Here is a 20875-nt window from a genome sequence, read left to right as displayed (position 1 = left end):
GCAGGAGTCATTCATGGGTGAATCCCGTCATCAGCTTTTTCAGCAGTTCACGGCCAACCAATGGGCTGGATTTCGAAAAGGCGTTGAGAAAGAAGGCCTGCGGGTCGATCGCAACGGCTTTATCGCACAGACTCCGCACCCCCGCTCGCTGGGTTCCACACTGACCCATCCGCGTATCACCACGGATTACTCCGAAGCCCTGTTGGAGCTGATTACTCCGGTATTCGACACCACGCGAGGGATGCTCGATTCACTCCGGGATACCCATCGGTTCGTTCAGTGCAATCTTGGGGATGAGGTGTTCTGGGCCGCCAGTATGCCGTGTGAGCTGGACGGCGACGCGAGCATTCCCATTGCCGAGTATGGCACTGCCAATATCGGTCGTCTGAAGCATGTGTATCGCCAGGGGCTGGCCGTGCGGTACGGCCGCATGATGCAAAGCATTGCCGGCGCCCACTACAACCTGTCGCTGCCTGACAGTTTCTGGAGGCTTTGGCAGGAGGCCCTTGGTAACCAGCAAAGCCTGCAGGACTTCAAGTCGGACCAGTATTTCTGGCTGATCCGCAATTTCCGTCGTCGCAGCTGGATGTTGATGCTGCTGTTTGGAGCCTCTCCGGCGCTGGATGCCAGCTTTGTGGCGGGTGTACGTCATGACCTTCGCAGGTTTGGCGATGATACCTGGTATGGCCGCGAGGCCACATCGCTGCGCATGGGCGATCTGGGCTATCACAACAACGCTCAGGCATCGCTGAACATCTGTTTCAATGAACTGAAGACCTACACCGACACCCTGTTCAGGGCGATTCATACCCCGTGGCCAGCCTACGAAGAGATGGGAACCCGGCGCGACGGCGAATTCATCCAGATCAACACCAGCGTGCTGCAGATTGAGAACGAGTATTACAGTGCCGTGCGGCCAAAGCGTACCACCGAGCGTGGGGAAAAGCCGATACAGGCTCTGGAGTCACGGGGCGTGGAGTACATTGAAGTGCGCTGTCTGGACCTGGATCCGTTCTCCCCGGTTGGCGTCAACGAAAGCCAAATCGATTTTCTTGACCTGTTCCTGCTGGATTGCCTACTGTCAGACAGCCCGCGCATTGATGATGACGAATGCGATCGCCTGGATGACAATTATCAGGATGTGGTAGCTCAGGGCCGGAATCCGGACCTGACGATCTGTCGCTCCGGTGAACGGGGTCGGGTTGGTGACGCTGCCGTTGCCCTGATGGATCGTCTCGCCCCCCTTGCAGAACAGCTGGACAGCTTGAACGGAGATTCCACCTATCGGCGAGCGCTGGATGACCAGCGTGCCAAGCTCGACGATCCGCGAGAGTTGCCTTCAGCGAAGGTGCTTGAAGCCATGGAGGCTTCCGGCATGGGTCACCGGGAATGGGGGCTGGAAATGTCCAGGCAGCACCAGCAAACGCTGCGAGAGGAAGGGCTGTCGCCGGATGTGATGGCTGCGTTTGAAAAAATGACCGCTGATTCGCTTTCCGAGCAGGATGAAATGGAGCAAGCCGAAAACCAGCCGTTTGGAGAATTCCTGGAACAATACCTGCAATCCTGAACCGGGAGTGCCCCTCCCGGTCGGGCGTCACACTCTCCCCGGACCTGTCGCACAGAAACGTAATTAACGTTTGTCAGCTTCGGTTCGCGCTGTTAATTTCTGTAAGCAGAGTGACAGCATCTGATGGTGGCTACAGGTAAAGGGAGAACCGGTATGGCCAGAGACATCAAGTTAGGGTGGGATGTTGAGTCCCTGAATAAAGCCTATCGCCAGGGCTATATGGCCGCCTCTATGGGCATGGAACGCAGCCGCTGTCCCTATCGCGGAGAAGTCGTTGTTGCCGCCTGGGAAGCAGGATGGGAAGACGCTGAACAGGTTACCAATGAGGCGCGGCCGGTCGACGACCTGTTCTCCCGCATCGCCTGATACCTGCGCCTGCCGCTTGCTCACCCGGCCGTTGTATCACTTCTGAACAACGAACTCCGTAAACAGCACGCCGGTAATGCTCTCACCGGTCTGTTGCTCTTCCAGTGCAGTATTTATTCTCTTCGTGGCTTCTTCACGCAGCGACTGCTGTCCCTCGGTCGAGGACAACTGTTCTGCGTCAGTCTGCTCCCCGAACAGCATCACCAGCTCATGACGGAGCCTGGGCATGTGTGCCTCCACCGCCGGACGAGTGGTTTCCTTCGACGCCCTGATAGTAACCGCGGCCTTGAGGTAGGTCAGTTTGGTGCCCGGTTCCCCCACGTGGGTGACAAAGGGCGGATCCATTTCGATGTAGTCCGTGATTGCTGGTTCCTTTTCCTGCTCTTCCTGTGCCTCGTCTCCCCCTTCGTCCTCTTGGGCAGAGGCGGTTGGAGCCAGGAGGAAGGCAAAAAACAGGGCCAGCAGAACGTACTTTGGCTTAAGTGTCATAGGCTTGAAGTTCGTATTGGTTTAAGGTTAAGTAGCTGGGCGCACGCAGCCGCCACCTGATGCTGGGAGAATAGCAGGCTAGATGCGCGGTTGCAGCATCCGATGCTTTACCGCCCAAGGCGGGAGATAGACTGACCTGAACGTTGACCCGAGGTACCCCTTTGAACTCCAGAGCCGTTTTCTTTCTGATATTCCTGCTGTGCGCCGGGCTGCTTGGTGTGGCCCTCTACATGGAGCATGTTATGGGGTTGGAACCCTGTCCTCTGTGTTGGCTGCAGCGATTCGGTTTTATGGCTGCTGGCATCGTCAGCCTCCTGGCATCGCTCCACGGCCCCCATGGGTTTGGTGCAAGGGTCTACGGGTTGTTGTTGTCCGTCAGCGCGGGTGCGGGCCTGGCGATGGCGGGTCGACAACTGTGGCTTCAAAGCCTGCCGGCGGATCAGGTGCCAGCCTGCGGGCCTTCGGTGGATTACATGCTGGATGTGTTGCCCTGGATGGAGGTGTTGACCACGGCGCTGAAAGGCACGGGCGATTGCGCCGAAGTGACCTGGCGTTTCCTGGGGCTCAGTATTCCTGGCTGGACGGCCATCTTTTTCTCGTTGCTGGTGATTGTCGGCCTGGTGATGCTGTTCCGGCCCCCAAGAAAGCCGGAATGGATACAGGGATGAAACGGTTGCGACCGACCGCTGGCATGGGGTAACTTGAGTTTCGATACACTTGAGTTTCGATACAACAGAAATCAAACCAGAACGCGGTAACCGGAGATAGGCGTCATGTTGGATAATTGCCGTAATGCCAGGGAGCGTTGGGGTGGCGTCAGCGAACTGATTGATCGCTGGCTGAAAGAAAGGCAGGAACTGCTGGTACACTACTGCGATTTGTCCGGTACGACGGACTATTCCCAGACGGAGGCGCTGCGCACGAAATTTATCAAGCTGTGTGAGGTGCTGGTGGATTACGTGTCGGCAGGGCACTTCGAAATATACGAGCAATTGGTTCAGGAAGCCCGTGAATTTAACGACGGTGGGCTGGAGCTGGCGGCAAAGCTGTACCCAAAAATCGAACAGACCACGGAAACGGCGCTCAATTTCAATGATCGCCTTAACGGGCAGTCGCTGACGGAAAGCGAAGTTCGCGATTTGTTCCAGCAGTTATCAGAGCTCGGCGAAACCCTGGAAAGCCGGTTTGAGATGGAAGATTTCCTGATTGAGCATCTGCACAATGCCCATGCTGACAAGGTAATGTCGTCGGCTTGAGGTGAAGGCTTGAAACCTCCCCCCGATTCCAGAAGGAAATGGGGGGAGTGGCCGTTGCCAAGCGGCTTATTTATTCCGGGTTGATTTCCAGAAGCTCCACGTCGAAGACCAGGGTCTCGTTGGGTCCGATTCGCTGGTTTCCTCCAGGCCCATAAGCCAGTTCAGAAGGAATGTAGAGTTTCGCCCTGCTGCCTTCAGACATCAGTTGCAGTCCTTCGGTCCAGCCCGGTATGACCTGGTTCAGGCCAAAGGTGACCGGCTCGCCACGCTCGCGGGAGCTGTCGAACACTTCGCCTGAGATCAACTCGCCGGTGTAGTGCACCTGTACGCGGTCCTCGGCCGTTGGCTTTTCACCATCGCCTTCTTCCAGGATTTCATATTGCAGGCCGGATTCCGTGGTTTTGACGCCGTCGCGTTTGGCGTTCTCCGCCAGGAATTGTTCCCCGGCTTCCTGATTTTTCTTGGCCAGTTCTTCCGTCTGGGCCGACTCCTGCTCCTGGAGTTGGCTCTGGTAGGCCATCAGGGCTTCCTGGATTTCCTCACGGCTCATTCGCGTCTGTTCTTCATCGCCGTCGTGGCCGTGCTGAATGCCTTGAAGGAATTGCTCCATTTTAAGGTTCGGCAGGTCATTGCTCATTCTCTGGCCCATGACCAGGCCCATGCCGTAGCTGACTTTCTCATCCGTGGATTCCAGCGCCGGATCTTCCGGAACCGCTTCCTGGGAAGAAGAACAGCCTGCCATGACACCGGCCACAGTCAGTGCGATCAGGGTTTTTCTCATTACATCGTCCTTAGTTAAGCTTGCGTTGAATGATCGGGAACGCACAAAAGGTAACGGGTTCTGTCGCCAGATGCCACTGAACATGTGTTAAGGAAGGGGGTAATCTCAACTACCGTTATTGGCCGTGTCAGGGCCGAGCGAAAAAGGTGCGCGGTAGGGCGATTGCCAATCGGTTTCCGAGTCGGACACGGGCGGGCGTACGCTCTTGCTTTCAGATCGCTCTATTGCCAACGCGTTCCAGGGCCCTTGCGCAGGCGGCTTGTCAGCGTAGTGCCAGCTGCCGTCGCTGTCCCTCCATTTGAAGACGATGTCGGGCCCTTCAGTCGGAACCGGTGAGGGAACCAAGCCCTCAAACGCGGGAATTTCCGCGTTGGTTTCGGCCTTTGCGGGTTCGCTGGTGGTTTCGGCGGGGTCATTCAGGCCGAAAAACATCAGTGCCACCAGGACGCCGAGAGCGGGAAACGCCAGCCGGATTAGCCATTTCATCAACATGGCTTGTTATCTCCTTCAACGAGGGTCGACAGTTCTCTGGTCAAAATGTCCAGCAAGCTGCCGGTCTCGTTATCCATTGTCTTCTCTGGTGCTGCGGCGAGCAAGTTGCTGAGGGCCAGATTGGCCGTTGTTGCCTCACCGCTGCCTGTATGTTTGTTTGAAACCAGGGCCTGATAGGCCAAGGCCAGTTCCACCCGCTCCGCTTCAAGTTCGCTACGAGCGATGCACTCTCTTACAATAGCAGTGCCGGGGTCATTCTTTGTAATGGTTTTCTTCGCTGCTCGGAGCGGCTCCGTGACTTGGCGTCGCCAGGCGATTACCTGTGCGCTCTCAGTGCCCGGAAACACATTGCCTGACGTGGCCAGCCACGTTGCGCAGAGAATCCGGGTAACGCTCCAGCCACGATCCTGCAGGCCGAGACACGCCTCCCGTGCCGCAGAGGATTCCCAGAAACGACAGGCAAACCGCCACAATGGGTTTTCCGGATCTGCATCCTCCGGTATCTTGCTACCGCTACACGCCATAGGGGCCAGGCCGGTTCCTTATCAAACGTTCCTTGATACTATTACGCTATGTTAACGATAACCGATCTCAGTTTACAACGAGGTGGCGTCTGGTTACTAGAAGCCGTCAACCTGACCATCCAACCCGGCCAACGGGTAGCGATAGTGGGTGCCAATGGTGCTGGCAAGTCCAGTTTGTTCCAGTTATTGCTGGGTCAGCTGGCGCCGGAGCAAGGCAGTGCGTCTCTGCCCGGAGGGTGCCGAATCGCCCACATGGCTCAGGAAGTGGCCGCCTCGTCCCGCACAGCCCGGGATTTTGTGCTGGATGGCGACTATGACCTGCGACGCATGGAGTCAGAGCTAGCTGACGCAGAAGAGCAGGGTGACGATCACCGCATTGCCCGCATTCATGGCGAGCTCGACATCCATGAAGCCTGGTCAGCGTCTCGCCGCGCGGAAGCGTTGCTGAGAGGTTTGGGATTTTCGGATGCCGACGCCGATCGGCCGGTGTCTTCGTTTTCTGGCGGCTGGCGGATACGCCTTAACCTGGCCCAGGCGTTGATGCGCCCGTCCGATCTGTTGTTGTTGGACGAACCCACCAACCACCTGGACCTGGACGCCTGCCTTTGGCTTGAGAACTGGCTGCGGCGGTACGAGGGCACCCTGCTGTTCATTTCCCACGACCGTGACTTCATGGACCGTGTGGCGACTCACCTGGTGCATTTCGACCAGCGGCGGCTGGACCTGTATACGGGTAATTACTCATCATTTGAGACCCAGCGCAGTGAGCGCATTGCCCAGCAGCAGGCCGGGTATGAGCGCCAGCAGGCAAGAATCGCCGAGATTCAGCGTTTCATCGATCGTTTTAAAGCAAAAGCCACCAAAGCCCGCCAGGCCCAGAGCCGGGTCAAAGCGCTGGAGCGCATGGAGAAAATTGCTCCGGCCCACGTCGACTCTCCGTTCAGTTTCGAGTTTCCGGTAGCCGATAAAGTGTCCAATCCGCTGATGTCGATTCGTAACGGCTCGGCCGGTTATGGCGACGCCGTTGTGCTCGAAGGCATTAACCTGTCTCTGCTGCCGGGCAGCCGCATTGGTCTTTTGGGCCCTAACGGCGCGGGTAAGTCCACGTTGATGGATGCCCTGCGGGGGCAAAGCACCTTGCTGCGAGGTGAGCGGACCACGGGAGAACACGTGGCGATCGGTTATTTTGCCCAGCATCAGTTGGAGTCGCTGGACCTGGATGCAAGCCCGTTCCTGCACCTGCAGCGGCTGGCTCCGAAAGCCTCCGAGCAAAGTGTCCGTAATTTTTTGGGAGGCTTTGACTTTCACGGCGATGAGGCCCTGAGTGCTATCCGCTCATTCTCCGGTGGTGAAAAGGCCCGCGTGGCGCTGGCGGTGATTGCCTGGCAAAAACCCAACCTGTTGCTGCTGGACGAGCCCACCAACCATCTGGACCTGGAAATGCGTCAGGCCCTGACCATGGCGCTACAAAACTTTGAGGGGGCGATTGTGGTGGTCTCCCACGACCGTCACCTGCTGCGCAACACGGTCGATGACTTCTGGTTGGTGAATGAGGGGCGGGTTACGGAATACGAAGGCGACCTGGAAGACTACGAGCGCTGGTTGGCGGACCGTCGCAAGGATGAAACCGAAGCTCCACGCCGGGAAAGTGGCGGAACCCAGACAACTGGCGATGAGGCATTGGCTGCGGATGGCGGTACCGGCGAGAACGCCGAAGATCGCAAGGCCCGAAAGCGGGCGGAAGCGGCCATTCGCCAGAAGCTTAGCCCCTACCGCAAACAACAGGGTGCGCTGGAGAACGAGATGGATCGGCTCCAGTCCACGTTGGTGACGCTGGAGCAGGAGCTTTCAGAGCCGGAACTCTATGCCGATCAGGGCAAGCAGAAGCTAAAGGATCTATTGGGGCAACAAGCCACAGCAAAGAGTCGTCTGGCAGAGGTAGAAGCCGAATGGCTTGAAATCAGCGAAACGGTCGAGAGCCTCGAGGCAGAGTTAACGCCCTAGAATTTCACCTCCAGGGTGAAATTCTGTTTGGCCAGGTAATCCCGTTCGTTTTCAAGATCGGCCAGGGTCAGCGGGCGTTCATCCAGCCACCCTTCAGTGAATTCCAGGGCCAGGCCATTGGTGGACGGGTGCAGGCGGAATTCGGGGGGCTGCTCATGATTCCGCGGATGCTGTAATAGCACTGCGAGTCGAACCAGTACGCACAGGTAACGTAGACGGGGAACGTCTTCGGGGTTCAGCCCGTCGAAAATGGCGGAAGAGAACTTGCGCCGGTGCCCGCGAACCAGGGTTGCCAGATCGCGCTGAAACTGTTGACTGAAGCCGGGAAGGTCGGAATACCGCAACAGGTAGGCGCCGTGCTTGTGGTACTGGCTGTGTGAAATGGTCAGGCCGATTTCATGCAGCCGACAGGCCCAACGCAGCACCTCTTCATCAATTGCTGTGTTCAGCGCCCAGGTGTTGGCCACCTGCTTCCAGGCCGCGATGGCGGTATGCTCCACGGCGCTGCCGTGTTCCTGGTCTACGTGATAGCGTTCCTGCAGGGCCTGTATCGTTCGTACCCTCACATCCTCGTGCTGAATCCGGCCGGCAATGTCGTACAGCAGGCCTTCCCTCAGGGCGCCATCAGCGAACGTCATTTCCGTTATCTGCAGCGACTGGAATGCGCCCATCAAAATCGCAAACCCCGCCGGGAAGATGCTTTGGCGATCGGCGCGGACGCCCAGGTCACCGAGTTTCTCAGCCTTGCCCATATCGACCAGTCGGGTCCTGAGTTCCATCATCGCGTCCAGGGTGATGGTGCCGTCAGTGATCCTGAGGCTGGTCAACACGCTGGCAATTGCCTTGATCGAGCCGGATGACCCCACCGCACTTTGCCAGCCCTTGCTGCGGAAGTGCTGACGGATATTGAGCAGTTCCTGTTCGGCGTGGGTAACGGCCTTGTCCATTTGCTTGCGGGTGATCTTGCCGTCCGGAAAGTATCGGTTGCGAAACGACACGCAGCCCATGTGCAGACTTTCCAGTTCCTGGGGTTCGAAGCGCTCCCCGATAATAAACTCGGTACTGCCGCCCCCGATATCAATCACCAGGCGCCGGCCACTGTCATCCGAAAGGGTGTGTGACACGCCCAGGTAAATCAGACGGGCCTCCTCCCGGCCGGCGATGATTTCCACTGGGTATCCCAGCACCTCTTCCGCCCTGGTCATGAATTCATGGGCGTTGCGCGCCACCCGCAATGCGTTGGTGCCCACCACCTGGACCGCCGCTGGTGGCATTCCCTGGAGCCTCTGGGCAAAACGGCTAAGGCAGGCCAGGGCACGTTCCTGGGCGTCTTCGGTCAGGCGGTTATGACTGTCCAGCCCGGCACCGAGCTGTACCTTTTCCCCCATCTTCTCCAGGGTGCGGATTTCACCGTGAACCAGGCGGGCGACCACCATGTGGAAGCTGTTGGAGCCCATGTCGATTGCAGCGAGCAGTTCTGGCGGGGTGGCGGAAGAGTTGGCCGTCACGTGTATTGAATTCCTTCTGCCAGGCCCTAAATAGAGGGAAGGGAGCTTGAAAGGATGCATGCCGGAAACACGGCAGCGTTCATACAACCATTGTTGTCAGGGCGAAGGCGGACGTTAACCACCATGCCTGGGGATTACTATAAGCGATATGCGGTGTAACGCAATGGGGCGTCAACGCTCAGGGTGAGGGTAATCCGAAGTGCCGGGGTGGAACGAAGCGCTTCACATCCGCCTGACCAATCGCGTAAAGTAAGGCTTACAATAATTTAGGAAATCGGTTGCCCCAAGCCTTTTGCGGCAACTGTCAGAACAGCCAACAGCATCGTTCAGGCGGCCAGAGCCGCTGGTGGGTGCACGAATCGGGAAACTGAAATGAGCGGAAATATTGTAAACGTTACAGATGCCTCCTTTGAGCAGGATGTGCTGCAGTCAGACGTGCCGGTACTGGTCGACTACTGGGCAGAATGGTGCGGCCCATGCAAGATGATCGCGCCGGTTCTGGAAGAAATGGCTGAAGAGTACGAAGGCAAGCTGAAAGTCTGCAAACTGAACATCGACGAAAACGAGCAGACCCCGCCCAAATTCAACATCCGCGGCATCCCCACCCTGATGCTGTTCAAGAACGGCAACGTGGACGCCACCAAAGTAGGCGCACTGTCCAAGTCACAACTGGCCGCGTTCCTCGACAGCAATCTCTGATAGCTGCTGTCGGCCAAAGCCGCCCCTGAGCAAACGCTCACGGGCGGTTTTTTATTGCCAGGCAAACAACCAATCAGGCGAGCAATGCCGAACAGCCCTTCCGAAAATGTGCGGAGCCATGGATGGCGGAGCCCAAGCGTACACGGACGTATTCAAAGCGTTTTTCGGAAGGGCTGTTCGTCATTGCTTGCCGTCTTGCTATGCGGCGTCGAGCGCTAGTCCCAGCTCTGAGTCCGATCCAGATCAGCAGCCTTCTGCTCAACCCAGTGCTCCGTGTCGCCCGTGATCTCTTTCTTCCAGAACGGCGCCGACGTCTTCAGCGCATCCATGATGAACTCACAGGCCGCAAAGGCATCTCCGCGATGGGCACTGCACACCCCCACAAACACAATCTGATCAGCCAATGCCAGCGCTCCCACCCGGTGAATAATCCGCGCGTCCCGCACATCCCAGCGCCGTGAGGCTTCATGAACCAGCCCCTCGATAACTTGCTCCGTCATCCCCGGATAGTGCTCCAGAAACAGCCCCGTAACGCCGTTCATGTCACCATTGTCCCGAACCAGTCCGGTAAAGGTCGCGATGGCTCCAGTACCAGAACCGCTGTTCCGAAGGGCTCGGTATTCTTCAGCAGGATCAAAATCCTGTTGCTGGACGCGGATCACATCAACCTCCTGTCACCGGCGGGAAAAAGGCCACTTCATCGCCAGGCTGTAACGCCCTGTCGGGCTTGGTCATTACCTGATTAACCGCAATCATCACCGGTTGCGCGCCGTCCAGCTGGGCCCAGTTTCCCCCTCGAGAGGCAAGGCTGTGCAGCAGTTGCCCGGCAGTCAGCCCGGGTTGGGCCTCAACCGTCAGCGTGCTTGTATCCAGTTCCTCCCTCAGACGGGCAAAGAACTTCACCGTAATAGAATTATCCGTAGCCATGGTCATTCCAGCAGCTCCGCAAACGAGTAGTAGACAATAGGGTCGCCGAGGGTAATGGTCGTGTTCTCAGGTACTACAGCCAACCCTTCAGCCCAGCAGGCAGAACTCAGAACGCCGGAGCTCTGGTTGGGGTAGGCCGTGATCGTCAGGCCATCATCGCCAATGTTCTTACGGGCACGGACATACTGCCGGCGGATCGAGGGCTTCTCGGTTGAAAATCCGGCCGGGATCCGTTCACCGCGGACTGTAACACTTGTCCGACCCTGGCACGCGCGAATAAACGGCATGCCCATCACCATAAAGCTGACCAGCACGGCCACCGGGTTGCCGGGCAGGCCGAGCACCGGCGTGTCGCCAATCGTACCGAAGGCCATTGGTTTTCCTGGTTTGCTGGCAAGCCGCCACAGGGACAGGTCGCCTGATTCCTCCAGCACCGCCCGAACATGGTCTTCCTCGCCCACCGACACGCCGCCGCTGGTGATGATCAGGTCGGCCTCGGTTGCGGCCCGCTCAAGAGTGCTGCGGGTCGCGTCCCGGGCATCCTTCAGGGCCTCACAAAGCACCACCTCGCAGCCTGCTTTCGCCAGCAATCCCAGCAGGGTGTAGCGATTGCTATTGTAGATCTGTCCAGGCCCCAGTGGTTGTCCGGGGTCCACCAGCTCGTCACCGGTCGTGAGAACGGCGACTTTCAGTTTTGCGTACACGGCAACGTCTGCCGTACCAATGGAGCCCAGCAGGCCCATTTCCTGGGGGCGAATCCTGGTGCCCGCCGCCAATGCCAGCTCGCCCTGAGCCAGATCCTGGCCACGGCGACGGATATTCTGGCCTTCACTGACAGGCCCATTGACGGTGATACCGTCGCCGCAAACGCTGACCCGTTCCTGCATGATGACCGCGTCTGCACCTGAGGGGATTTCCGAACCGGTGAAAAGACGCACGGCCGTTCCGGGCTTAAGGGTAAGACGTTCTTCACCGGCCGCTGTGCGGCCAGACACCGGCAGTGGTCCCCCGCCAGCAAGATCCCCTGCACGTACGGCGTAACCGTCGACGGCGCTGTTATCCGCTGGTGGTACATCCGCCGGAACTGTGTAGTCCCGGGCCAGAACCCGGTTCAGGCTATTTGCCAGGGTCACGGTTTGTGAGTGCGTGATCGGGCGCGCCCGGGCGACCAGGTGATCAATGGCTTCTTCAACGGGAGTCAGGTCAGGGCTTGCCATGGATTATCGCTCCGAGCGCTCGCCAATAACCTGGTTGATCCGGCTGAGAGGCTTGTCCGGCTTGCCCAGGGCCAGGTCTGAGAAATTGCAGGGGCCGTGGCGGCTGTCCAACTGGCTGACCAGAATGCCGTTCCAGCCCGTGCGGCAGGCACCTGTGGAGCCGGGCAGGCAAAAAATCACCGTATGATTGGCCAATCCTCCAAAGGCACGAGATTGAATAGTGGAAGAGCCAATCTCGCTGGCGGAAAGCCGGCGGAACTCCTCACCGAAGCCGTCGATGGCTTTGTCCAACAGCGGGGCGACGGCTTCCGGTGTACTATCGCGTTCATGGAAGCCGGTGCCGCCGGTGATGATCACCACGTTGATCTCCGGGTCAGCAATCCAGCCGGACATCAGCGCCCGTATGAGATAGACATCATCCGGCAGGATGCGTCGGGCAACCAGTCGGTGGCCCGCTTCAATGATGCTGTTCTCCAGGAACTTTCCTGATGAGTCTTCCGCTTCACCACGGCTGTCGGACACCGTCAGCAGGGCGATGCTCAGGGGTTTCAGTTCGACGGTGGCGTCGATACTCATGGATGCTCTCCAAAGTTTTTATAGGTCTGTCTAACAGTATCTCTATTGGGAATGATGAATGGAAGGGGAGACACCCGTTAGAGGGATGCAGGGTATTTTCGGATGCCGAGGAAGGCCCCTTCAGAAGGAATTGGTTCAAAAATGCGCGACATTACTTGACATTGGTACGCAAGGTGGCTGATGATCGCTCTTGCCCGGCGAACGGTTGTTCTTCCTGTCTCTGGCTTCAGTACCTTTCCGGACTCCATCTACACCGGTTGCTCCATCTGGCCAGCACCAAGTTCAACGTATATCCGATCAATCCGTTTAGGGGCACCCCTTTCATTTCCATATTCGTTTACTTCCATTCCTGACTATCTAACAACCTATGAACCTTACTGAACTCAAGCAGAACTCCATGCCCGAATTGCTCGATATTGCGCAAGAGATGGGCCTCGATAACCTGGCTCGCTCGCGCAAGCAGGATGTCATCTTCACGATCCTGAAGAAGCATGCTAAAAGCGGCGAAGACATTTACGGTGACGGCGTACTGGAAATTCTGCAGGACGGTTTCGGCTTCCTCCGTTCCGCCGACGCCTCATACCTTGCCGGTCCTGACGACATCTACGTGTCGCCAAGCCAGATTCGCCGTTTTAACCTGCGGACCGGTGACACCGTTGCCGGCAAGATCCGCCCGCCGAAAGACGGCGAGCGTTACTTTGCCCTGCTGAAAGTTAACGAGATTAACTTCGACAAGCCGGACAACGCCCGAAACAAAATCCTGTTCGAGAACCTGACACCGCTGTTCCCGGACGAGCGTCTGATGCTCGAAGCCGGTAATGGTAGTACCGAGGATCTGTCCTCTCGGGTTCTGGATCTGGTCGCGCCCATCGGCAAAGGCCAGCGCGGCCTGATCGTGTCTCCGCCCAAAGCCGGTAAGACGCTGCTGATGCAAAGCATCGCCCAGTCCATCACCCGTAACAATCCAGAGTGCCATGTGATGGTGCTGCTGATTGACGAGCGTCCGGAAGAAGTGACCGAGATGCAGCGCACCGTGCGTGGTGAAGTGATCGCCTCCACCTTCGACGAGCCGCCGGCCCGTCATGTGCAGGTGGCCGAGATGGTCATCGAAAAGGCCAAGCGTTTGGTCGAGCACAAGAAAGACGTGGTGATTCTGCTGGATTCCATCACCCGTCTGGCCCGTGCCTACAACACGGTGATTCCGTCCTCCGGCAAGGTACTGACCGGTGGTGTGGACGCCCACGCCCTTGAGAAGCCCAAGCGTTTCTTTGGTGCGGCCCGTAACGTGGAAGAGGGCGGCAGCCTGACCATTCTTGCCACCGCGCTGGTCAACACTGGCTCCAAGATGGATGAAGTCATCTATGAGGAGTTCAAGGGAACCGGTAACATGGAGATCCACCTGGATCGCAAGATTGCCGAGAAGCGCACCTATCCCGCCATCAATATTCGCAGCTCTGGCACCCGCCGTGAGGATCTGCTGATGAGCGAGGCGGATATCCAGCGCATCTGGATTCTGCGCAAGCTGCTGCACTCCATGGACGACGATACTGGTGCCATTGAGTTCCTGCTGGACAAGCTGCGTGAAACCAAGACCAACGACGAATTCTTCCAGTCGATGAAGCGTCGTTGATTCTTACAGCGCTCTAGGTTTCGGGGCGCACAGCGCAGGAGCATTCTTCCCCGGACACGCCGTAAATACGTCCCTGTAGGCTTGGTCTTGCCATCCCTGGCAATGCCGAGCCCCCAGGGATGGGTTTACGGCGTGTCTGGGGGCGCCATTCAGCATCCTGTTCCTGCACCCAAGTTAAAACCGGAGCAGCCGATGAAATACAACGACCTGAGAGACTTCATAGGCCAGCTTGAAAAGCTGGGAGAGCTGAAGCGTATTTCAGTGGAAGTCGACCCCCACCTGGAAATGACCGAGATCTGCGACCGCACGCTGCGGGCAGGTGGCCCCGCGTTGTTGTTCGAAAACCCCAAAGGCTACGACATGCCCGTGCTGGCCAACCTGTTTGGTACGCCGAAACGCGTGGCCATGGGCATGGGGCAGGACAGCGTGACCGCGCTGCGGGACATCGGCAAGCTGCTCGCCTTCCTGAAAGAGCCCGATCCGCCCAAGGGCTTCAAAGACGCCATCGAGAAACTGCCGCTGTTCCGGCAGGTGATGCGTATGAGCCCCAAGGTGCTTCGCTCAGCGCCCTGTCAGGATGTGGTGATCGAAAAGGGTCAGGTGGATCTGTACCAGATACCGGTGCAGCACTGCTGGCCCGGGGACGCGGGGCCTTTGGTGACCTGGCCGTTGGTGATAACCCGTGGGCCCCATAAAGAGCGCCAGAATCTGGGTATTTACCGGCAACAGATAATTGGCCGTAACCGGCTTATCATGCGCTGGCTGAGCCATCGCGGAGGTGCGCTGGATTTTCAGGAGTTCCAGAAGGCCAACCCCGGTAAACCCTATCCTGTGGCCGTCGCCCTTGGGGCGGACCCGGCGACCATCCTGGGTGCGGTGACTCCGGTGCCGGATTCGTTATCGGAATACGCCTTTGCTGGCCTGCTTCGCGGCGGAAGAACCGAATTGGTGCAGTGTGGTCTCAGCGATCTGCAGGTGCCGGCCAGTGCCGAGATTGTACTGGAAGGGTTCATCTATCCGGACGACGTAGCGCCGGAAGGCCCGTTCGGGGACCATACCGGTTATTACAACGAAGTGGACGAATTCCCGGTGTTCACCGTGGAGCGGGTGACGCACCGCAAGGACCCGATTTACCACAGTACCTACACGGGCCGCCCACCCGACGAACCCGCCATCCTGGGCGTGGCACTGAACGAAGTCTTCATTCCCATCCTGCAGAAGCAGTTCCCCGAGATTGTGGATTTTTACCTGCCTCCTGAGGGGTGCTCCTACCGTCTTGCAGTGGTGACCATGAAGAAACAGTACCCCGGCCATGCCAAACGGGTGATGATGGGAGTATGGTCATTCCTGCGGCAATTCATGTACACCAAGTTCGTGATAGTCACCGATGATGACGTGAACGCCCGGGACTGGAAAGACGTGATCTGGGCCATGACCACCCGCATGGACCCATCCAGGGATACCACTCTGGTTGAGAGCACTCCCATCGACTACCTGGACTTCGCTTCGCCGGTGTCCGGGCTGGGCTCGAAAATGGGGATGGACGCCACCAGCAAGTGGCCGGGCGAAACCGAGCGGGAGTGGGGCACGCCCATCACCATGTCCGACGACGTCAAAAAGCGTGTGGACGACATCTGGGACAGCCTGGGGATTGAAGTTTCATCCGATCGCCCCGATTGATATGGCCAGCCGTGAATGTCGTATTCAGCTCGTGCCGGCAGTATTGTCCTTTACCGCAGCCGCCGACGAGACGCTGCTTACGGCAGCCGGCAGGGCGGGCATTGCGGTTCCCGCCGCCTGTCGCAATGGCGTGTGCGAGCTCTGTGAGGCTCGCCTGGTCAGTGGCGAGGCCCTGAATACCCGCAATCAACACACAATTCCGGTCACCGGGCGACTGATGATGTGTCGCACCCTAGCGCTCAGTGACCTTGAACTGGAGATAGACGCCGTTATGGCAGCCGGAGACAACCAGCCTCGCAAGTTCCAGGCAAAGGTGGTGGACGTTCGTTCCATCAGCCATGATGTTTACCGTGTGGAGCTGCAACTGCCCCGTCGCCGGGAACTGTCGTTTCACGCCGGCCAGTACCTGTCCGTGAATTTGCCGGATACAGACCCCTGCTATTTTTCCATCGCCAGCAGTCCGTCTGAAGAATTGATCGAGCTGCACATCCAGGCGACACCGGAGTGGGTGTCTGCACAGAAAGTGATTGATGCATTGACCTCTGGCGGAGAGGTGACCGTTGAATTACCCCACGGCCGCGCCTGCCTGGCGTCCGCGCCGGACAAACCGCTGTTGCTGGTTGCCGCCGGAACGGGGTTTGCCCAAATGAAGAGCCTGGTGGACTACCTGCAGAAAACGTCTTACGACAAGCCTGTGAAATTCTACTGGGGTGTTCGCCGTCACGAGGATATGTATCTGCGATCCCTGGCCCAGCAGTGGCAGGAAGAATGGCCGCCCTTTATCTTCCTGCCCGTGGTAGGAGATGACGAAGACAACGAGTGGAGTGGCCACCACGACCAGCTGGTGCGAACCGTGCTGGCGTCGGGCATGGACTGGAGCAACGTGGAAGTTCACGCCAGCGGCTCGCCGACGATGGTCTACACCTTGATGGATGCGTTACTGGAGGTGGGGTTGCCGCAGGAAGCATTTTTCTCCGATGTACTGGAATACGCCCCGAGAGGTTGAGACTCGGGGCCAGCCCCTCAGGCCTTGGGCATCGGCAAATCCGGCAACCCACTATCGTTAACCAATCCCTGCATCAACAGCTTCACACTGTTTTCACCTTCTCCCATGTGAGCATTCAGGCGGCTCAACTCGGCCATGGTTTCGCGGCTGCGGCGTAGCCGAAGGCTGGTTTCGAAATACTCCCGCGCCTTGCCCCAGAGCTCGTTGCGCAAGCTTAGACGGCCGAGTGCCAACAGCAGCTCTGCATTGTTGGGACGATCCTTCAGCCACTGCTCCGCCACCAGCAACTGCTCATCCGGCTTCAGGCCTTTTACGCGACCATACAGATTGACCAGCTCATCACCCCAGTGATTGCGCAGGACTTTCCTCAGCAGGGTTTCAGCCTGGGCTTCGTCGCCCAGATCGGCAAGCAGCCGGGCATACTCGCGAATGGTGTGCTCGTCACGGCGGAGAAACCCTGGCAGCTCATCCCAAAGTTTGGTGAGAGGCTCAAGGGACGCCGAAGGCTCACCCGAGTGGCGGCGGCATTCCTCAGCGGCACGCTGCAGAAGGTTTTGCCAAACCAGGCGTTCCAGATCGCCCTGTTCTTCGCTCTCCATCAGGTTGCGTTTGCGGATTTCCGGCAACAGGCGGGACAGCTCGCGCCAGTCTTCCAGGCGCACGTAGGTGTTTTTCAGCAACTTGAGTACAAACGGATGGTGGGGCGCCTGCTTGCGCAGCCGCACCAGGGTTGCCAGGGCCTGCTCCAGTCGATTGCCGGCCAGTTGCAGTTGGGCCTGGGTGATACCCACTGCCATGTCGGAGCCCGGGGTGCTCTCAAAGGCCTTGCGCAGCAGTTCGTCAACCGCCTCGTGATCGCCGGATTCAAACGAGGCCTGGGCCGCTGCCAGGTAGTTGATCAGTGGCGTGTCCGCATGCTCTGCTGAAGAAGTGAGCAGCTTGCGGGCACGGGGCCAGTTACCCTCCGCCAGGGCCAGCAGCCCCTGAGTGGTTCGGCGCCGGGCCCGGCGTTCATTGCTGCGGGCCAGCCAGCCGGCGACCATGCCGGTGCCATGGCGCAATCGACGGAACAGGTTGATGGTTAGCACGGAGGCTGCCACCAGCAGTACCAGCAACGCCAGACCAATCCAGAAATTGGTTTCTATCAGATAGTTGCCCAGGCTGATGCGGATGTAGCCAAGGTCGTACTGCAACCCCAGCGCAAGCCCGGTGCCCAGCAGTAAGGCGACCAGGATGATCAGCAAAATGCGGATCATGATGCGTCTCCCTGTTCACCGTTACTGCCATTCTTTTCGGCCTCTCCGTTGTCCAGTCGACCGGCTAGTCGCGCCTTGAGCAATTCCAGCGAGCGGCTGATGTCTGGCAGTTCCGGGTCAACGTTCTTTTGGGAGAGTTCCTCCAGGGTCTGGGAGAGCGCGATGATGCGGGTGTTGCTGCTGTCGTACCAGTCATTGATGGCATTGCTGGCTTTGGTCAGGGAGCGTGAGTAGAGCTGTTGATGGCCGCGAAGTACGGCCAACTCGGCTTCTTCCAGCATCAACTGCAGATTGAGCCGTGCATAGGCGCTTTGCTCCGGAGACAGCAGGGGTTTGACCGGCTCATCGAGCCTGCGGACCACAACCACCTGAGACAGGGTTTGCTTGACCTTGTGCCATCCCTCGGCAACGAGTCCCTGCCCGGAAGCATCGGCTTCCGGGTTCTCGCCGCTACTGACAAACCCTGGGGCGCGATCATGAATCAGTGCACTGTCTGTCAGTTGGTGGATGCTGTCGATGGCCGCTTCCAGTTTCAGGTAGAGCCCGGTGCGGTCGACATCGACAATGCCCTTGAGCGCCAGGATTTCCTTGGCCAGTTGCTGGCGAACCGGGTAAACGCCGATATCGTCTGATTCCGCCAGAACTTCATCACCGGATTCCAGTGCCGCCAAGGCTCCGCGAATGTCCTTTTCGATCATGAGCCTCTGGTTGGCCACTCTCAGCAGATATTCCGCCTCCGCCAGCAGCCAGTCGGTACGAGTACGGTTACCAGCCTCCAGCAGTTCACGGGCGTTGTGGTCGATCTGCCGTTGCTGGGTCGCGATCAGTTCACGCTGTTCGGATAGCTTGTCTTCCAGCGCTTGCAGGCGACGGCTCTGCTCACTACCGGTCTGGCCGTACATCCGGTCCAGTTGCTCGGTATCGCTTTCCAGGCCGGTGATGGACTGTTGCAGTGCCTGGTAGTTGTTCCATTGTTGCCAGCTCCAAAGGGCCAGGGCAACGGCCAGGGCAAGCGCCAGTAGCGTAATGATCCAGAGGGGCCACAGTTTTTGCCGTGTTTGCTGACGCTTTTCGATCGGGGCAGGCAGTTGTGCGTTTGATTCTGTCACGGGCATCCTTACTTGGTGTTTCCGGAGCCTCCGTCCAGGCTGGCAAGTTGTCCGGCAACTGCAGCCACAATCGAGCTATCGGCAAGGCTTCCTGGTATACACGTTCGCCGGAGGCCGGCCAGACGTGCTTGTTCGGCAATCCGCTCAACGGGGACAACCAGCAAAGTGTTTTCAAGATTATGGCCGGTATTGTCACTGAGTGCGATGAGATTGTTCAATGTTTCTCCCGACAGTGTGACGATGGCCTCGGGGGAAAAGTCGTTCAACATCGCGTTCAGAGTTGCTTTATCATAGTCGGGACAGAAGCGACGATAAAGGGGCAGCACGGTGACGCGCGCACCTCTGCGTTCCAGGGTTTGCGGGATCAGTTCCCGGCCTTCCTCCCCGCGCACGACCAGAGCCTTCTCGTGATTTAGTGTGGCGAGCTCCGGCAACTGTAGCAAATCTTCGCTGGTGTGGCCGGTTTCCGGTTGCCGGGTTTCCAGGCCGTAATTGCCCAGCACCGCGGCGGTTCCGGCCCCAACGCCGTACCAGTGGATGCCGGTGGGTGTCTGGGGCCACCACTCGTCCAGCCATTCCAGCAACAGGGCGGCGGCGTAGGGGCTGACGGCAATAACGTGGGCGAACTCGTCCAGGTTGAGGATCAGCGTGCGGGTTGCGGGGTCTTCCGGGAGCGGCTCGCGGGCGATAAGCGGCATGACCCGCGCATCAGCGCCGGCATCGCAAAAGCGCGAGGCCAGTCGGTCGGCTTCCGGTTGTGGCCGGCAGATGAGTATCCGCCGGCCCTTGAGGGGTAGTGAATCAGGTTGGGGTGTGGCCATAGATGTCAGCCAGTACCTTGTCTGCACCCAGTGCGAGTAGATCTTCCGCCAGTTCGCGTCCGAGACGCTCGCCCTCGCTGCGGGGCGCGCGGCCTTCAACGCGGAACACCTGAGTGCCGTCGACGGCACCCACGAGTCCGCGAAGCCAAAGCATGTCATCGTCTTCCAGTAACGCGTAGGCCGCGATGGGTACCTGGCAGCCGCCCTGCAGCCGCCGGTTCAGGGCCCGTTCCGCTTTCACTCGGTCCGAGCTGTCGCGATGATCCAGGGGCTCCAGCATGGCGATCAGTTCGGCATCATCGAGACGGCACTCGATGCCGAGCGCGCCCTGGCCCACGGCAGGCAGGGATATACTGTCTGGCAGGCAGTAGCGGATACGGTCGTGGAAGCCGAGACGTTTGAGCCCGGAGCTGGCCAGGACGATGGCCTGATAGTCGCCGGCATCCAGCTTTGCCAGACGGGTGTTGACGTTGCCGCGCAAGGTGCGGATTTCCAGGTCGGGCCGATAGGCGCGCAACTGGGCTTCCCGGCGCAGGCTGGCGGTGCCGACAACGGCGCCGTGGGGAAGGGCGTCCACGTTGTCGTAGTCATTGCTGACGAACGCATCGGTGGGGTCTTCCCGCTCACAGATAGCTACCAACCCCAACCCTTCCGGAAACTCCATGGGCACATCTTTCATGGAGTGCACAGCCAGGTCAGCGCTGCCCGCCAGCATGGCCTCTTCCAGTTCCTTGACGAACAGCCCCTTGCCGCCAATCTTGGCCAGTGGCACGTCCAGGATCTTGTCGCCCTGGGTTTTGATCTTGACCAGTTCCACGGTCACGTTGTCGTGGAGCCGTTCCAGTTCAGATTTGATAAATTCCGCCTGCCACAACGCCAGTGCGCTGCTGCGGGTTGCGATGCGAAGGGTTCGTTTTGACATGGTGTTCGTTGCCGGATCTGAAAAATGGTACGCCAAGGGTACTCT

Annotated in this window: 22 protein-coding genes; 9 read left to right on the top strand and 13 right to left on the bottom strand. The window is 58.7% G+C overall.

The window, feature by feature from the left end; translation table 11 throughout:
* Positions 1-13: 13 nt before the first annotated feature.
* Together gshA and rmf are read left to right on the top strand one after the other, a co-directional pair.
* Positions 14-1567, top strand: coding sequence for a glutamate--cysteine ligase (gshA, locus tag R1T46_RS00765; RefSeq protein WP_317307060.1), 1554 nt, complete (start codon positions 14-16; stop codon positions 1565-1567).
* Positions 1568-1720: 153 nt separating this feature from the next.
* Positions 1721-1933 (top strand): ribosome modulation factor, encoded by a 213-nt coding sequence (gene rmf / locus R1T46_RS00760; protein WP_036202988.1) that lies wholly within the window; start codon positions 1721-1723, stop codon positions 1931-1933.
* A gap of 36 nt (positions 1934-1969) precedes the next feature.
* Here the strand turns inward: rmf and fliL are convergent, their stop codons facing one another.
* Complete coding sequence (fliL, locus tag R1T46_RS00755) at positions 1970-2422, bottom strand: flagellar basal body-associated protein FliL (protein ID WP_286811078.1); 453 nt, start codon at positions 2420-2422, stop codon at positions 1970-1972.
* Between the two features lie 161 nt (positions 2423-2583).
* Between fliL and R1T46_RS00750 the strand changes: the two genes are divergently transcribed.
* On the top strand, positions 2584-3090 hold the full coding sequence (locus R1T46_RS00750; protein ID WP_317307058.1) for a disulfide bond formation protein B: 507 nt from the start codon (positions 2584-2586) through the stop codon (positions 3088-3090).
* Between the two features lie 105 nt (positions 3091-3195).
* Positions 3196-3678 carry an Rsd/AlgQ family anti-sigma factor gene (locus R1T46_RS00745; protein ID WP_041332608.1) on the top strand — a complete coding sequence of 161 codons (483 nt, stop codon included), beginning with the start codon at positions 3196-3198 and terminating at the stop codon, positions 3676-3678.
* A gap of 70 nt (positions 3679-3748) precedes the next feature.
* On the opposite strand, the gene R1T46_RS00740 is transcribed toward R1T46_RS00745, so the two are convergent.
* The 3 genes from R1T46_RS00740 to R1T46_RS00730 all read right to left on the bottom strand — a co-directional run bounded on the left by R1T46_RS00740 (position 3749) and on the right by R1T46_RS00730 (position 5424).
* A complete protein-coding gene (locus R1T46_RS00740) occupies positions 3749-4459 on the bottom strand; it encodes an FKBP-type peptidyl-prolyl cis-trans isomerase (RefSeq protein WP_317307057.1) in 711 nt (236 codons plus the stop codon).
* Between the two features lie 105 nt (positions 4460-4564).
* Positions 4565-4951, bottom strand: coding sequence for a hypothetical protein (locus R1T46_RS00735; RefSeq protein ID WP_041332609.1), 387 nt, complete (start codon positions 4949-4951; stop codon positions 4565-4567).
* The gene (locus R1T46_RS00730) at positions 4945-5424 is read right to left on the bottom strand and encodes a DUF2390 domain-containing protein (protein ID WP_317307056.1); all 480 of its coding nucleotides are present in this window, start codon (positions 5422-5424) and stop codon (positions 4945-4947) included. The genes R1T46_RS00735 and R1T46_RS00730 overlap by 7 nt, the downstream gene beginning before the upstream one ends.
* Positions 5425-5523: 99 nt before the next feature.
* Between R1T46_RS00730 and R1T46_RS00725 the strand changes: the two genes are divergently transcribed.
* Positions 5524-7479: an ATP-binding cassette domain-containing protein gene (locus R1T46_RS00725; protein ID WP_317307055.1), complete on the top strand. Its 1956-nt coding sequence runs from the start codon at positions 5524-5526 to the stop codon at positions 7477-7479.
* Here R1T46_RS00725 and ppx read toward each other — a convergent pair.
* Entirely contained in the window at positions 7476-8987 is a 1512-nt protein-coding gene (gene ppx, locus R1T46_RS00720; RefSeq protein WP_317307054.1) for an exopolyphosphatase, read from the bottom strand. The two genes, R1T46_RS00725 and ppx, sit on opposite strands and share 4 nt — an antisense overlap.
* 372 nt (positions 8988-9359) lie before the next feature.
* Here ppx and trxA point away from each other — a divergent pair, with 372 nt between their 5' ends.
* Complete coding sequence (trxA, locus tag R1T46_RS00715; protein ID WP_007153552.1) at positions 9360-9686, top strand: thioredoxin TrxA; 327 nt, start codon at positions 9360-9362, stop codon at positions 9684-9686.
* A gap of 215 nt (positions 9687-9901) precedes the next feature.
* Here trxA and R1T46_RS00710 read toward each other — a convergent pair whose 3' ends face one another.
* Genes R1T46_RS00710 through moaB form a run of 4 tightly spaced genes read right to left on the bottom strand, consistent with a single transcriptional unit; the run spans position 9902 to position 12406 of the window.
* The gene (locus R1T46_RS00710; protein WP_317307053.1) at positions 9902-10348 is read right to left on the bottom strand and encodes a molybdenum cofactor biosynthesis protein MoaE; all 447 of its coding nucleotides are present in this window, start codon (positions 10346-10348) and stop codon (positions 9902-9904) included.
* 1 nt (position 10349) lies between these two features.
* Entirely contained in the window at positions 10350-10619 is a 270-nt protein-coding gene (gene moaD / locus R1T46_RS00705; protein WP_052479373.1) for a molybdopterin converting factor subunit 1, read from the bottom strand.
* On the bottom strand, positions 10616-11830 hold the full coding sequence (gene glp / locus R1T46_RS00700; protein ID WP_286811085.1) for a gephyrin-like molybdotransferase Glp: 1215 nt from the start codon (positions 11828-11830) through the stop codon (positions 10616-10618). Before glp ends, moaD begins: the two co-directional genes overlap by 4 nt.
* 3 nt (positions 11831-11833) lie before the next feature.
* Positions 11834-12406 carry a molybdenum cofactor biosynthesis protein B gene (gene moaB, locus R1T46_RS00695; RefSeq protein WP_286811086.1) on the bottom strand — a complete coding sequence of 191 codons (573 nt, stop codon included), beginning with the start codon at positions 12404-12406 and terminating at the stop codon, positions 11834-11836.
* A 367-nt stretch (positions 12407-12773) separates the two neighbouring features.
* Between moaB and rho the strand changes: the two genes are divergently transcribed.
* The 3 genes from rho (at position 12774) to R1T46_RS00680 (ending at position 16722) form a co-directional block, all read left to right on the top strand.
* Positions 12774-14036: a transcription termination factor Rho gene (gene rho / locus R1T46_RS00690; RefSeq protein ID WP_036203025.1), complete on the top strand. Its 1263-nt coding sequence runs from the start codon at positions 12774-12776 to the stop codon at positions 14034-14036.
* A gap of 192 nt (positions 14037-14228) precedes the next feature.
* The gene (gene ubiD / locus R1T46_RS00685) at positions 14229-15716 is read left to right on the top strand and encodes a 4-hydroxy-3-polyprenylbenzoate decarboxylase (protein ID WP_317307052.1); all 1488 of its coding nucleotides are present in this window, start codon (positions 14229-14231) and stop codon (positions 15714-15716) included.
* Between the two features lies 1 nt (position 15717).
* A complete protein-coding gene (locus R1T46_RS00680) occupies positions 15718-16722 on the top strand; it encodes a 2Fe-2S iron-sulfur cluster-binding protein (protein ID WP_085681700.1) in 1005 nt (334 codons plus the stop codon).
* A gap of 17 nt (positions 16723-16739) precedes the next feature.
* Here the strand turns inward: R1T46_RS00680 and R1T46_RS00675 are convergent, their stop codons facing one another.
* Genes R1T46_RS00675 through hemC form a run of 4 tightly spaced genes read right to left on the bottom strand, consistent with a single transcriptional unit; the run spans position 16740 to position 20830 of the window.
* Positions 16740-17978 carry a heme biosynthesis HemY N-terminal domain-containing protein gene (locus R1T46_RS00675; protein ID WP_036203032.1) on the bottom strand — a complete coding sequence of 413 codons (1239 nt, stop codon included), beginning with the start codon at positions 17976-17978 and terminating at the stop codon, positions 16740-16742.
* Complete coding sequence (locus R1T46_RS00670) at positions 17975-19093, bottom strand: uroporphyrinogen-III C-methyltransferase (RefSeq protein WP_317307051.1); 1119 nt, start codon at positions 19091-19093, stop codon at positions 17975-17977. The genes R1T46_RS00675 and R1T46_RS00670 overlap by 4 nt, the downstream gene beginning before the upstream one ends.
* Positions 19094-19095: 2 nt before the next feature.
* On the bottom strand, positions 19096-19908 hold the full coding sequence (locus R1T46_RS00665) for a uroporphyrinogen-III synthase (RefSeq protein WP_317307050.1): 813 nt from the start codon (positions 19906-19908) through the stop codon (positions 19096-19098).
* A complete protein-coding gene (hemC, locus tag R1T46_RS00660) occupies positions 19889-20830 on the bottom strand; it encodes a hydroxymethylbilane synthase (protein WP_036203041.1) in 942 nt (313 codons plus the stop codon). Before hemC ends, R1T46_RS00665 begins: the two co-directional genes overlap by 20 nt.
* Positions 20831-20875 lie beyond the last annotated feature (45 nt).

The sequence above is a fragment of the Marinobacter salarius genome (assembly GCF_032922745.1).
Classification (GTDB): domain Bacteria; phylum Pseudomonadota; class Gammaproteobacteria; order Pseudomonadales; family Oleiphilaceae; genus Marinobacter.
This window is presented reverse-complemented; position numbering and strand designations above follow the sequence as displayed.